The sequence below is a fragment of the Buttiauxella sp. B2 genome, assembly GCF_006376615.1.
Classification (GTDB): Bacteria; Pseudomonadota; Gammaproteobacteria; order Enterobacterales; family Enterobacteriaceae; genus Buttiauxella.
In genome coordinates this window covers 139,231-153,034 of sequence record NZ_VEXQ01000012.1, presented here as the reverse complement: position 1 = coordinate 153,034, position 13,804 = coordinate 139,231, and the positions used below count along the sequence as shown (strand labels likewise).

The following is a 13,804-nucleotide window of genomic DNA, read 5'->3' as shown; positions in this document are numbered from 1 at the left end:
CAGTTTATTTTTATCCCAGACATGGGACAGTATTTCATCGTTAAGTATTATTCGGTTTTGCCCGTGCGTCAGTAAATACTCAAGTAGTCGCATCATGGTTACCCTTAATGTCATCACCTGTACTGATATTGCCCGCTGTCGCGGTGTGCTCAACCTGATAAGCCTCCTGCTAGTTATATCTATCTGTACATCACCGATGATATAGCCAAAAAGCTCCTTTTCTTGACTCAAAAGTGTCTCTATCGACATCCTGCTCTCTCTTCATGTCTTCCAGTATGCAGGCGGTTAACTGTTGGGGATTCGGAGTCACCTCTGGTTGTGATGCGCATTTAAACGTAAAAGACATAAAGTATGCAACATCAGTTTATGTTGGATTATTCATCTATTTAAACAAACAAATAAAGCATATATATCTTATAAAGTCACAAAAACAAGCATAAACAATATGAATAACAATCTAAAACACAGGGTAACTCTCAGCCATGCCGCGCCATCAATTCATCAAAATATAAGTATCGAATTTTCAGGGTCGACAGAACAATCCACTTACTGTTTATAAGGGTACCGCCACCATTTAACAATGCTGACACATTTTCCTGATGGGTATGGGTTATGCCATAAACCGGGAAACCTCACATCCTATCTGGCGTATCAACAGGTACTACGTTGCTGAGACACAGAATAAGGTCTTTTATTTTTGGCTTAAAGTTAAAGGAGTGTAATCAGAATCTGATTTTAACTAAGATAATTCTTGTCGCACCAGGGTTCAGTACCTTGCCTGCTGTTCGGGAGTAAACGAAGAGTAAACGTGAAAGATAATTTACTGTTAGTTAAAGTTTTTATCTTTCTCAGTGTGCCTGCGACAGACCTGGTAATACCACGACGTTTTCCCCCGCAGACTGAAGTAAATTCGTGGCATTAAATGAAAAAAAAACCTGAATCAGGTTTTTTGGCCTGCAATTTACCCAAGCCTGGGCAATTGGGGGCAACCCAGGGCATCAGACATCTCGCTGAATGCCCTTTCAGGAAGATAAACAACTAAGGACCCGCTGACCAACCTGTTGAAGAGAGGGCTACAGATAAGAGCGAGAGTTGGCGTATACAAATTAGCGGGAGCAGTACATTAAAGGAAGGTCACCATTGCTAATGGTGTACACCTGATGGCCCATTGAGATAATGGTATAAGGCATCTCGCTCCCCTGGCTAAGGAAATTATAGTTCATCACTTTTTTGAGCTGCTCAAAATCAGTCATATTCCCCAGCGCAGGTGTTGCTCCTGTTCCTTTAAGATAATAAGTATTACCATGCCGGGTGAAATCAAATAAAAAGACTTGAATTAATTTCGTGCTCTGGTTATTGCCATAAACGACTTCACCGTTAATCTTCGCATTACCTTCTTCTCCTTGAAAATGGTACATCACGTTGGCTTTCAGGAGAACGTTATTCCCATGGATAACAATATTGCCGTTACAAGTAAAATGCGTTTTATTATAGTTAATCGCTATCAGCAACCCAAAACAACATACCGCCACCAGGGTGGAAAGCATTACCCCTCTACGTAATAAGGTCTTCACGGTGTCGAACTCCCATACTGAATATAAGCTGTGCATGTAGGGTGGGGATTGGATTGCATTGGTCGGTCGCAAACAATCAACGAATTGGGTGAATGCGGTTGATCAAATGTAAGGTAGCGATAAGGAAATGCCTGGCAATCAGGGAGGTTTTCGTTTTTTAAATTATTCACCATCACCTCCACACCCATTTGATTGACACTAAAGTAACTGCATCCACCAGCATTCGTTTTAACCGTGTAATCCTTAAAATAGTTATCGTACAATGAAGGAAACCCGACCTGGCTGATAGAGATAATGCATGCGGTGATGATAACGCCCGTGAATACAGCAAGATTAGCCGTCGAAAAATATTTGAAGGAAGGATGACTTACCACAGATACAGGAATTTTATTTTCAGCGGTGGCAAGAATAAGTGGAGGTTCGGGAACAAGCTGAATCTCATTTTCACTAAAACTTTCCACGCTAATCCGCTCATCCCATTTAAACCCCTTTTTAGGGACGGTTATAATAGCTGCATCCAATTGTGAATCGAGCGAACGCAACCCTTTACGCAGCAGAGTGATATTCTGATACAGCGCATTAATGGATACCCCCACTCCCTGTTCCCCCCAGACGTACTGATAGAAATCTTTTTGCATCACAAGTTCAGGGCGTTTTTCCAGCAATAATTGCAGGCAGCGGCTCACAGGTGCGTTAAGTTTGTGACTCAAGAGCGCATTTTCGCGATGAGAGAGGCGATGTTCTAACGGCCAGAACTCAATATATTTGTTGATTAGATAGAGTTGAACCATACACTTGACGACCTCAAAGTAACTGACGCTGGTGATTTTATGATTATATCTTGTTGTGGAGAATACGCTAAAACGCCAGCAATAATGCAGTTCTGTGGTGGCTCACCGTCGTTTAATGCTCTGAGTGCCAAATGACACAGGCAGCGTCACGCCAATCTATCTGCTTATCAGATAAGAAATACGAAAAAAAGCGGGTGCACATTGCACCCGCTTAACGATGATAACAAACCTCTTCGTAGGTCGGATTAGCGCAGCGACATCCGACAATATCACGTCAAATTTTGGTGGATGTCGCTTACGCTAATCCCCCCTACACGATCCATTCATCTATCTACTTTGTGTCTACCTGATAGAAAATATGCTTACCAAACGGATCGATTTCGTAGCCAGAGACTTCTTTGCGCACCGGTTCAAATATCGTCGAGTGAGCAATCATCACCGCCGGCATTTGGTCATGCATCATCTGCTGTGCTTCTTTATATAACGCCACGCGTTTTTCGTGATCGCTTGAAGTACGGGCATCCAAAATCAGCTTATCAAACGGTTGATAGCACCATTTCGCCGAGTTAGAACCGCCATCTGCTGCACGGCAGGTAAATAGCGGGCCAAAGAAGTTATCCGGGTCGCCGGTTGCTGTCGTCCACCCCATCAATGCCGCCTGATGTTCACCGCTTTTTACGCGTTTTAAATATTCGCCCCATTCGTAAGTCACGACTTTTGCCGTCACGCCAATTTTCGCCCAGTCAGCCTGAATCATCTCAGCCATGCGTTTGGCATTAGGGTTATAAGGGCGCTGAACCGGCATCGCCCACAGGTCGATAGTCATGCCATCGGCAAAGCCCGCCTCTTTAAGCAACGCTTTGGCTTTCTCTGGGTCATATTCGTAATCTTTAAGTGTATCGTCAGCGCTCCATATTCCCGGTGGTAACAAGTTTTTAGCCGCTGTTCCCGTGCCACGGAACACCGCTTCAATAATGGCAGGCTTATTGATTGCCATTGCCAGCGCCTGGCGAACTTTTACATTATCCAGTGGCGCTTTTTGGGTGTTAAACGCCAGAAAGCCAGTGTTCAGCCCTGCTTTTCGCATCAAATTAATGTCGGCGTTTTCTTTCATTCGCGGCAAATCCGCAGGATTCGGGAATGGCATCACCTGGCATTCGTTTTTCTCAAGTTTTGCGTAACGCACGGAGGCATCCGGGGTGATGGAGAATACTAACTTGTCGATTTTTGCTTTCCCCTGCCAATACTCCGGGAAAGCGGTAAACAAAATGCGCGAGTCTTTTTGATACTGCGCCAGACGGAATGGGCCGGTGCCAATCGGGTCCATATCAACGCGTTCAGGCGTTCCCGCCTTGAGCATCGCATCGGCATATTCAGCAGAAAGAATTGAAGCAAAATACCAACCGAGGTCGGCAATAAATGGCGCTTCGGCGTGGGCTAATGTGAAGCGGACCGTATTATCGTCAATTTTATCAATCGCGGTTATTAACTTCCCGAACTCAAGGCTTTCAAAATTGGAATAGTTTCCGCTGGAAACATTATGATAAGGGTGCTTTGGATCTTTTTGCCGCATAAATGAGAAAATAACATCATCAGCGGTAAAATCACGTGTTGGTTTAAAATATTTGTTGCTCTGGAATTTAACCCCTTTGCGCAAATGGAAGGTATAAACCTTGCCATCTTCACTAACGTCCCAGCTTTCCGCCAGGCTAGGCTGCAACTCGGTTGTGCCCACTTTGAAATCAACCAAACGGTTATATACTGGCACAGCACTAGCATCCACACTGGTTCCGGACGTATATAACTGCGGGTTAAAGTTTTCCGGCGAACCCTCGGAACAATAAACTAAAGTTTTAGCCGCGACAGTGGAACTGACTGTCAGTGCAGCTATTATCAATGCAAGTTTTGTGGTTTTTGTTGTGATAGAAGTTTTCATGCCTGCCCTTTTATTTATAATTTTTACCCAGAATAATTCTTGTATTAAGCAGCTTAATAAATAACATTAAATGATAATTGCAAACAAATAAATATATCCAACAGATTCCACAAGAAGGAATGTCGATGTCATCACAACTAGCCACTCAATTAACGCAACGCTTTTTCCGCTATCTGGCCATTACCAGCCAAAGCCTGGCCGGTGCCGCTACTTTACCAAGCACCCCAGGCCAGCATGAGATGGCGAAATTACTGGCGCACGAACTGCGTGAACTGGGTTTGGATGACGTGGTTATCGACGAGCATGCCACCGTCACTGCGGTCAAAAAAGGTAATGTTACCGGTGCGCCACGCGTTGGGTTTATCACGCATATTGATACTGTTGATGTGGGTCTTTCACCCGATATTCACCCGCAAATTTTGCGCTTTACTGGCGAGGATTTGTGCCTTAATCAGAAAAAAGATATCTGGTTGCGCACCACTGAACACCCGGAAATTCTCGCCTATCCGAACGAAGATATTATTTTTAGTGATGGAACCAGTGTGTTGGGTGCTGATAATAAATCTGCCGTTACGGTAGTGATGACGTTGCTGGAAAATCTAACGCCTGATATGAAACACGGCGATATTGTCGTGGCCTTTGTTCCCGATGAAGAAATTGGCCTGTGTGGTGCAAAAGCGCTGGATCTTGCGCGCTTTAACGTTGATTTCGCCTGGACTATCGACTGTTGTGAATTAGGCGAAGTCGTTTATGAAAACTTTAATGCCGCCCACGCTGAAATTCGTTTTACTGGTGTAACAGCGCACCCAATGTCAGCCAAAGGCGTGTTGGTAAATCCACTGTTGATGGCTCACGATTTCATCAGCCATTTTGACCGAAGCCAAACACCAGAAAATACCGAAGGCCGCGAGGGCTATATCTGGTTTAACGGGATGCACACAACGCAAAATGAAGCGATCCTGAAAGCTAATATTCGCGATTTTGATACGCAAACGTTTGAGCAGCGTAAACAGCTAATTTGCGATGTCGCAGCTACAATTGCCGCTAAATACCCTGCCGCGAAAGTGGATATTTCAATTACCGATACCTACAGTAATATCAGTAATGCAATCAAAGACGATCGTCGAGCCATTGATTTGATTTTCGACGCTATGAAAGAGTTGGATATTGAACCCAAGATCATTCCTATGCGCGGGGGTACCGACGGCGCGGCTCTTTCTGCAAAAGGCTTATTAACGCCTAATTTCTTCACTGGCGCGCATAACTTCCATTCTAAGTTTGAATTTTTACCGCTAAGGGCGTTTGAGGCGTCGTATAACGTGGCATTGAAACTGTGTCTGTTGGCCGCTAAATAATAAATATTGCGGGTATTCGCTGCGGCATTTACCCGTAAAACGCGAGGATTTAAGAGATGCAACAACAATGGTCTGCTGTAGATGAGTATCTTGTGAACGCCCTAATCCCCGACGATAGTATTTTTGAAAAAATCCTCGCTAATAATAGTGCCGCCGGGCTTCCCGCCATCGATGTAGCGCCCAACCAAGGACAGTTTCTCCAGTTGCTTGTGCAGATTGCCCAGGCTAAACGCATTCTTGAGATTGGGACATTAGGGGGTTACAGCTCCGTATGGATGGCGCGTGCCTTGCCTACTGACGGCAAGCTAGTGACACTTGAGGCTGACCCATATCATGCCGACGTCGCAAAGAAAAATATCAAACTTGCTGGCCTTGAAGCGATTATCGAATTGCACGTTGGCCCAGCGGTCGAAACCCTGCCACTTCTCGCAGGAATTGCACCCTTCGATATGGTTTTCATTGATGCCGATAAACCTTCAAACCCGATTTATCTGGAGTGGGCATTAAAATATTCACGCCCTGGCACACTGATTATTGGTGACAATGTGGTGCGAAATGGTCGCGTAACTGATCCTGCCAACAACGATCCCGGTGTGCAGGGAACGCGAGCGTTTATCGAGATGACTGGCAACAACCCACGCCTTACTGCCACCGCATTGCAAACGGTGGGCAGTAAAGGCTGGGATGGTTTTTCGATTGCTCGCGTAAAAGACTAAACCCCGTTGATTGACGCACCACCGTCCACTAGTGAGGCGGTGCCGGTCACAAATGACGATTCATCAGATGCGAGCCAAAGCACCGCTCGCGCTATTTCTTCCGGATGTGCCACACGTTTTAGAGCATGCAGCCCGGTAATAAAAGCTTGCGACTCGGCGGTGTTATTCATATCCCGGTACATATCGGTATCAACTGCTCCTGGCAAAATTGAATTAACACGGATATTCTGCGGACCAAATTCGGAGGCTAGCGCCTGCGTCAGACCAATCAGCCCTGCTTTACTGGCGGCGTAAGAGGCAACCTGCGGAAACGCAAAACTGTATCCCACAAAAGTTGAAGTAAAGATAACCGACCCACCACCGTGTTTGAGCATTTCAGCAATCTGGTGTTTGGCACCGAGAAATGAGCCCGTCAAATTGATAGCCACCGCATTAGCAAAACCTTCCGCAGAGACTTCAGTGCTTGGGCCGTTCTCACCAAGTGTGCCTGCATTGTTAAACGCAATATCCAGCCGCCCCCACGTTTCTACCGCTTTTGCCACCAGCGCTTTGGCGTAGGATTCTTCGCGCACATCACCGGTAACCGCGACGGCATCCCCACCCGCAGCCTTAATTTCATCAACTAATTGAGCAAGTTCGGCTTCTCGTCGGGCGCCTACCACCACTTTCGCCCCTTCGGCAGCAAACAGTTTCGCGGTGACATACCCGATGCCAGAACTGGCTCCGGTAACAATGGCAACTTTATCGGCTAAACGTTTCATGAGAAAACCCCAGTGAAGCGGTCACAAATTGACCGCATCAGGAGTATGGTACGAATGGCTGGATACTGCATAATTGCGCCCAACGGCGTAGAGAATAACGTTGTTATTGTGCCTTATTTGAATAACCACAAAGCCCGCCTTCGAGCTTTCTGGTTTTTATTCATCAGGCAGTTTTACCCCGTGATGGCTTCCATTGCCTGCAAAATACGCTTATCTGAAATTGGATACGGCGTACCCAGTTGCTGGGCAAAGAAACTGACGCGCAGCTCTTCAATCATCCAACGAATTTCGAGTACATCATCATCAACCCGACGAGCTGGCGGTAGCTTGTTGAGCCACTGTTGCCAGGACTGCTGTACATGCTCCACTTTCATCATTTGCACACGGTCGCGGTGCGGGTCGACCGCCATTTTCTCGAGGCGCTTCTCAATAGCTTGCAGATAACGTAGCGTATCGCCAAGGCGTTTGTACCCGTTGCCAGTGACAAAACCGCGATACACCAGCCCGCTCAATTGCGCTTTCACATCCGACATACCTAATGCCATCGTCATGTCCACGCGCCCTTTCAGACGTTTGTTGATACTGAAAACGGTCGTCAGAATTTGTTCGACCTGCTTTGCAATATCCACCACGGTTTCGTTGAGTTCTGCTCGCACTTTCTCATGCAGTTTGGCAAAGCCTTCCTCACTCCACACCGGGCCACCGGCCTGAGCAATCAGCTTATCCACGCCGCAGGAAATACAGTCATCAATCAAATCCAGCACCTTGCCATACGGGTTAAAGTACAGACCCAGTTTGGCTTTGTTCGGCAATTTTTCATGCAGATACTTAATGGGTGATGGGATATTGAGCAGTAACAAACGGCGCAAACCACGCCACATCGCCTGTTGCTGTTCCAGCGGGTTATCAAACAGCTTGATAGCCACGCTCTCTTTTTCATCCACCAGCGCCGGGAAGGCCTTCATGCGGTAGTTGCCACGTTTTTGCTCGTAGCTTTCCGGCAACGATCCAAAGCTCCAGATATGCAGACCGCTTTGTTCGATGCCGTCATCCGCCACCGCCGAGAGCGTTTGCTGGACCTTATCTTTAAGGCCACCTTTGAGCTCGGTGAGGTCTTTGCCCTCTTTGAGTTTTTTGTTGTGCTCATCAACAATGCGGAATGTCATTTTCAGGTGATCGGGTACCTGATCCCAATGCCAGTCTTCGCGATCGATAGTGATACCTGACATTCGGCGAAATTCACGCTCTAAACTCTCCAGCAGCGGCAATTCCAGCGGCGTCGCACGACCTAAAAATGCTTCGGCATAGTTCGGGGCAGGCACAAAGTTGCGGCGCACCGGTTTCGGTAGAGACTTAATTAGAGCAATCACCAGTTCACGGCGCACACCGGGGATTTGCCACTCAAAACCGGCCTCTTCCACCTGGTTTAGCAGTGGCAACGGAATATGCACCGTGACACCATCGGCGTCCGCACCCGGTTCAAACTGGTAGGTCAAACGCAGTTTGAGGTTGCCCTGATGCCAGAAGTTCGGATAGTCGAGCTTGCTGACCTGTTCCGCGCCCTCTTTGATCAACATGCTCTTTTCGAAATTGAGCAGATCCGGCGTCTCTTTGCTGGCCTTTTTCCACCAGTTATCGAAGTGACGCGCAGAAATTACATCGTGAGCGATACGTTGGTCGTAAAACTCAAACAATGTTTCGTCATCCACCAGAATGTCGCGGCGACGGGACTTATGCTCAAGCTCTTCGATTTCATTGCGTAGTTTAAGGTTGTCACGGAAGAACGCATGGCGCGTTTGCCAGTCCCCTTCAACCAACGCATGGCGAATAAACAGCTCACGACACAGCGCCGGGTCTATCTGGCTGTAGTTCACACTACGGGCTGCCACAATCGGCAAACCGTAGAGTGTGACTTTTTCCGTCGCCATCACCGCACCTTGTGATTTTTCCCAGTGCGGCTCGCTGTACGAGCGTTTAATCAGGTGTTGCGCCAATGGCTCAACCCATTCAGGGTCAATACGCGCAGCAATACGTCCCCATAGACGACTGGTTTCTACCAGTTCGGCAACCATCGCCCATTTTGGTGGTTTCTTAAATAAACCGGATCCTGGGAAGATAGAAAAACGCGCGTTACGCGCACCGGTATATTCTTGTTTATCAGCATCTTTCTGGCCAATGTGCGAAAGCAAACCCGTCAGTAATGCGCAGTGAACTGAGCGGAAGTCCGCCGGTTCGCTATTAATTGGCAAACCAAGTTCTTTTACCACCTGGCGCAACTGAGTGTAGATATCCTGCCATTCGCGCACGCGCAGGTAGTTCAGATAATCGAGTTTACACTGGCGGCGGAACTGGTTTGAGGACAGCTCTTTTTGCTGTTCACCGAGGTAATTCCACAAATTGACGTAGGCAAGGAAGTCAGACTCTTTGTCATGGAAACGACGATGTTTTTCATCCGACGCCTGCTGTTTGTCCATCGGGCGCTCGCGCGGGTCCTGAATCGACAGGCCTGCGGTGATAATCATCACTTCCCTCACGCAGCCAAATTTCTGCGCTTCCAGCACCATACGCGCCAGACGGGGATCAACAGGTAGTTGTGAAAGCTGGCGGCCAAGCGGCGTGAGCTTATACACGCTAAGATCGGCTTCGCTGGTAATTGCGCCAAGTTCTTCAAGCAGGCGCACGCCATCCTGAATATTGCGTTTGTCCGGTGCTTCGACGAAGGGGAACGCGGCGATATCGCCAAGACCAAGCGCCGTCATCTGCAAAATAACGGAAGCAAGGTTGGTACGCAGAATTTCTGGGTCGGTAAATTCTGGGCGCGACAGGAAATCGTCTTCGGAATAAAGACGAATACAAATCCCGTCAGAGACACGCCCACAACGGCCTTTACGCTGATTTGCGGAAGCCTGTGAAACCGGTTCAATCGGCAACCGCTGCACTTTGGTGCGATAACTATATCGGCTGATACGCGCAGTACCTGGATCGATAACGTATTTAATGCCTGGCACAGTCAGCGAGGTTTCAGCCACGTTAGTGGCCAGCACGATGCGCCGTCCAACGTGTGACTGGAATACGCGGTTTTGCTCGCTATTAGACAAGCGTGCATACAACGGCAGCACTTCGGTGTGCGGCAAATTCAGTTTGTTCAGTGCATCAGCGGTGTCTCGAATTTCGCGCTCACCACTCATGAAAATAAGGATGTCTCCGGCACTTTCATGGCCGAGTTCATCTACCGCATCGAAAATCGCCTGCAACTGGTCGCGGTCAGTATCATCGGCATCTTCTACCATCGGGCGATAACGCACTTCCACCGGATAAGTTCGGCCTGAAACTTCGATAATCGGCGCATTATTGAAATGGCGCGAGAAACGTTCCGGGTCAATGGTTGCAGACGTGATAATAATTTTAAGGTCTGGGCGACGCGGCAGCAGTTCACGCAAATAGCCAAGCAGAAAATCAATGTTCAGGCTGCGTTCGTGCGCTTCATCGATGATGATGGTGTCGTACTGCATCAATAGTCGGTCTTGCTGAATTTCAGCCAGCAAGATGCCGTCAGTCATCAGTTTGACCATGGTATTTTCACTGACGTGATCAGTAAAACGCACCTTATAGCCAACACAACCGCCCGGCTCGGTTTGTAGTTCTTCCGCAATACGGTTGGCGACAGTTCGCGCCGCTAAACGACGAGGCTGTGTATGGCCAATCAAACCTTTTATACCGCGCCCAAGTTCCATGCAGATTTTGGGTAGCTGCGTGGTTTTACCCGAGCCCGTTTCCCCGGCAACGATAACCACCTGGTGGTCACGAATGGCTTCGAGAATGTCCTGTTTTTTCTGACTAACAGGCAGGATTTCTGGATAAGTTATCTTCGGGCGTGACGCTTCGCGCAGCAGAACCTTACCGGCAGCCGCTTCGATTTCCACAGCCAGCGCATCAAACACGGCCTGTTGCGATTCAGGATTTTTCACCTTCTTAGCGCCATGCAAGCGGCGTGAAAGGCGTTGTCTGTCGCGTAGCATTAGCCCATCGAGACGAGAGAATAATGAGGACAGTGAGGGTTTTATATTTTCCATTACGTAATCATCACGGCAGCGCACTGCCTGGTAAGTCTGTTTTATCAATTAGCGCTAGATTAGCACATCGCACCTTTTGACGCCTTGTTCAATAAAATCGAACATTGGGTTCGATATATTGCGCTATCTCTGCAATCGGATTGTGAATAAAGTACATCTCAGCGAACGGGCAATCTGTCCGAATGAACAAAACAAAGGAATCACCCATGAGCAAAGTATTAGTCCTGAAGTCCAGCATCCTGGCAGGTTACTCTCAGTCAAATCAACTGTCTGACTATTTTGTTGAGCAATGGCGTGAACAGCATAGTGCAGATGAGATAACCGTACGTGATCTGGCGGCAAACCCAATCCCAGTACTGGATGGTGAACTGGTTGGCGCACTGCGTCCAAGTGATGCGGCACTGTCTCCGCGTCAGCAAGAAGCGCTGGCACTTTCTGACGAACTGATTGCTGAACTGAAAGCACATGACGTTATCGTTATCACCGCACCAATGTACAACTTCAACATTCCAACACAGTTGAAGAACTATTTCGACCTGGTTGCGCGTGCGGGTGTGACCTTCCGTTACACAGAGAAAGGCCCAGAAGGCCTGATTACCGGTAAACGTGCTGTGGTTCTGACCAGCCGTGGTGGCATCCATAAAGATACCCCAACCGACCTGCTGGTACCGTATCTGAACCTGTTCCTTGGTTTCATTGGTATTACCGATGTGAACTACGTGTTTGCTGAAGGTATCGCTTACGGCCCAGAAGTGGCAGGTAAAGCGCAGACTGACGCAAAAGCGGCGATTGATAGCCTCGTTACTGCTTAATTATCACTTCAATTTAGTATTCAAAACGGCAAACATTTGTTTGCCGTTTTTTATTGTTATATCAAGGCTCACTTCAGGGAACGGAGCTGATTTATCGTCTGCCGCAAAAGAGCCCTCTCTTCACCTTATCGTGTTCGTAGCGGGAAGGCAGGACAGCTGATTACAGCTGTGAGTTGTCATTTATAGCGCGAGGGGAAATAATTGCGGAAAATATTATTTGAATAATACATTCAAGAAACAAACTATATTAAGTGGTTTTTTAATGAGAAATAAAAGGGGCGATTTAAACTCGCCCCTTTATGTTTTAACTTAGTTTACCAGCAACGGCTGTGCGGTAGTCTCAACCAGATCAAGCAGGACTTTAATATCATCCAGCGTAACGGTCGGGTTCAGCAACGTCAGTTTCAGACACGTAACACCGTTGTGCTCGGTCACACCCACGTTGGCACGACCGGAATCCAGCAATGCATCACCAATCTTCTGGTTCAACAACGCGATAGCAGCATCACTGCTGTTTGCCAGTTGCTCAGGACGGTAACGGAACAGAACGCTTGCCAGTTGTGGCACCATCACCAGTTCCATAGACGGTTGTTCAGTTACATACTGCGCAACGTCTTGTGCCAGAGTCACACCGTGGTCGATGATCGCAGCATATTGTTTCTGCCCTAATGCTTCCAGGCCCATCCACAGTTTCAGCGCATCGAAACGACGAGTAGTCTGCAAAGACTTAGACACCAGATTTGGCACGCCTGCTTCTTCATCGAACTCAGAGTTCAGATAAGCCGCCTGGTAACGCATCAATTCATAGTGGCGTGCTTCTTTGAGCAAGAACGCACCACAGCTGATGGTCTGGAAGAATTGCTTGTGGAAGTCCAGGGTGATGGAATCCACTAATTCAATGCCGTCCAGATAGTCGCGATATTTTTCGGACATCAGCAATGCACCGCCCCACGCTGCATCAACATGCACCCAAATCTGGTGCTGTGATGCCAGTGTTGCGATTTCACGCAGCGGGTCGATAGCACCTGCATCGGTAGTACCGGCAGTTGCGACAATCGCCAGGACTTGCTCACCATTAGCCTGCGCCTGCGCCAGTTTCTCGCGAAGATCGTTAAGATCCATACGAGCAAACTCATCGGTTTTCACAAGCGTTACTGACTGATAGCCCAAACCGAGCAGTGCCATGTTCTTTTGCACCGAGAAGTGGGCATTTTCAGAACAGAACACTTTAATCTTTCTCAGGTTGCCAATCAGACCATCCTGCTGAATAGAGTGACCCTGACGCGCGAAGAAAGCATCACGTGCCAACATCAGCCCCATCAGGTTGCTCTGGGTGCCGCCGCTGGTGAATACGCCAGCGTCACCTGCCTGATAACCCACCTGAGTACGCAGCCATTCGATAAGTTTCATCTCGATGATGGTCGCAGACGGGCTTTGATCCCAGGAATCCATGCTCTGGTTGGTGGCATTAATCAGCACTTCCGCCGCCTGGCTTACGACCAGGCTTGGGCAATGAAGATGCGCGACACACTGCGGGTGGTGCACTGACAGGCTGTCTTTTAAAAAATATTCGATAGCTCGTTCAATCGCAGCCTGGTTGCCCAGGCCCTGAGGATTAAAATCCAGTTGAATGCGTTCACGCAGTTCAGCCACGGATTTACCCTGGTACATCTCAGGTTGCTGTAGCCATTGCACGACAGCCGCGCTGCTTTGTGCAATCGCTTGCTGGTAGGCTTCAGTGCTTTGCGCTGAGCCTGCCAGAATTGGGTTTAATTCAGACATCGTG

At 48.1% G+C, this 13,804-nt stretch carries 9 protein-coding genes; 3 read left to right on the top strand and 6 right to left on the bottom strand.

The features are described 5' to 3' along the window. Positions 1-1,106: 1,106 nt before the first annotated feature. The 3 genes from FH968_RS14805 to FH968_RS14795 form a co-directional block, all read right to left on the bottom strand. Positions 1,107-1,574 carry a hypothetical protein gene (locus tag FH968_RS14805; protein ID WP_139880740.1) on the bottom strand — a complete coding sequence of 156 codons (468 nt, stop codon included), beginning with the start codon at positions 1,572-1,574 and terminating at the stop codon, positions 1,107-1,109. Then, positions 1,571-2,365, bottom strand: a complete 795-nt coding sequence (locus FH968_RS14800; RefSeq protein WP_139880736.1) for a winged helix-turn-helix domain-containing protein — start codon at positions 2,363-2,365, stop codon at positions 1,571-1,573. Before FH968_RS14800 ends, FH968_RS14805 begins: the two co-directional genes overlap by 4 nt. Before the next feature lie 331 nt (positions 2,366-2,696). Next, on the bottom strand, positions 2,697-4,301 hold the full coding sequence (locus tag FH968_RS14795; protein WP_189389140.1) for an ABC transporter substrate-binding protein: 1,605 nt from the start codon (positions 4,299-4,301) through the stop codon (positions 2,697-2,699). Positions 4,302-4,426: 125 nt separating this feature from the next. On the opposite strand from FH968_RS14795, the gene pepT reads away from it, so the two are divergent. Both pepT and FH968_RS14785 read left to right on the top strand, forming a co-directional pair. Beyond that, positions 4,427-5,656, top strand: a complete 1,230-nt coding sequence (gene pepT / locus FH968_RS14790; protein WP_139880733.1) for a peptidase T — start codon at positions 4,427-4,429, stop codon at positions 5,654-5,656. Positions 5,657-5,712: 56 nt separating this feature from the next. After that, positions 5,713-6,372 carry an O-methyltransferase gene (locus FH968_RS14785; RefSeq protein WP_139880729.1) on the top strand — a complete coding sequence of 220 codons (660 nt, stop codon included), beginning with the start codon at positions 5,713-5,715 and terminating at the stop codon, positions 6,370-6,372. Here FH968_RS14785 and FH968_RS14780 read toward each other — a convergent pair. Both FH968_RS14780 and hrpA read right to left on the bottom strand, forming a co-directional pair. Further along, a complete protein-coding gene (locus tag FH968_RS14780; RefSeq protein ID WP_139880725.1) occupies positions 6,369-7,133 on the bottom strand; it encodes an SDR family oxidoreductase in 765 nt (254 codons plus the stop codon). The two genes, FH968_RS14785 and FH968_RS14780, sit on opposite strands and share 4 nt — an antisense overlap. A 173-nt stretch (positions 7,134-7,306) precedes the next feature. Next, positions 7,307-11,206, bottom strand: a complete 3,900-nt coding sequence (gene hrpA, locus FH968_RS14775) for an ATP-dependent RNA helicase HrpA (protein WP_139880723.1) — start codon at positions 11,204-11,206, stop codon at positions 7,307-7,309. Positions 11,207-11,412: 206 nt separating this feature from the next. Here hrpA and azoR point away from each other — a divergent pair, with 206 nt between their 5' ends. After that, complete coding sequence (azoR, locus tag FH968_RS14770) at positions 11,413-12,018, top strand: FMN-dependent NADH-azoreductase (protein WP_139880720.1); 606 nt, start codon at positions 11,413-11,415, stop codon at positions 12,016-12,018. Between the two features lie 309 nt (positions 12,019-12,327). Here azoR and FH968_RS14765 read toward each other — a convergent pair whose 3' ends face one another. Then, entirely contained in the window at positions 12,328-13,800 is a 1,473-nt protein-coding gene (locus FH968_RS14765; RefSeq protein ID WP_139880718.1) for an aspartate aminotransferase family protein, read from the bottom strand. Positions 13,801-13,804 lie beyond the last annotated feature (4 nt).

What these genes read in the sequence shown, in the direction of transcription:
- FH968_RS14800 (WP_139880736.1), bottom strand. Translation starts at nt 2,365, where the DNA reads ATGGTTCAACTCTATCTAATCAACAAATATATTGAGTTCTGGCCGTTA.
- FH968_RS14795 (WP_189389140.1), bottom strand. Translation starts at nt 4,301, where the DNA reads ATGAAAACTTCTATCACAACAAAAACCACAAAACTTGCATTGATAATA.
- pepT (WP_139880733.1), top strand. Translation starts at nt 4,427, where the DNA reads ATGTCATCACAACTAGCCACTCAATTAACGCAACGCTTTTTCCGCTAT.
- FH968_RS14785 (WP_139880729.1), top strand. Translation starts at nt 5,713, where the DNA reads ATGCAACAACAATGGTCTGCTGTAGATGAGTATCTTGTGAACGCCCTA.
- FH968_RS14780 (WP_139880725.1), bottom strand. Translation starts at nt 7,133, where the DNA reads ATGAAACGTTTAGCCGATAAAGTTGCCATTGTTACCGGAGCCAGTTCT.
- hrpA (WP_139880723.1), bottom strand. Translation starts at nt 11,206, where the DNA reads ATGGAAAATATAAAACCCTCACTGTCCTCATTATTCTCTCGTCTCGAT.
- azoR (WP_139880720.1), top strand. Translation starts at nt 11,413, where the DNA reads ATGAGCAAAGTATTAGTCCTGAAGTCCAGCATCCTGGCAGGTTACTCT.
- FH968_RS14765 (WP_139880718.1), bottom strand. Translation starts at nt 13,800, where the DNA reads ATGTCTGAATTAAACCCAATTCTGGCAGGCTCAGCGCAAAGCACTGAA.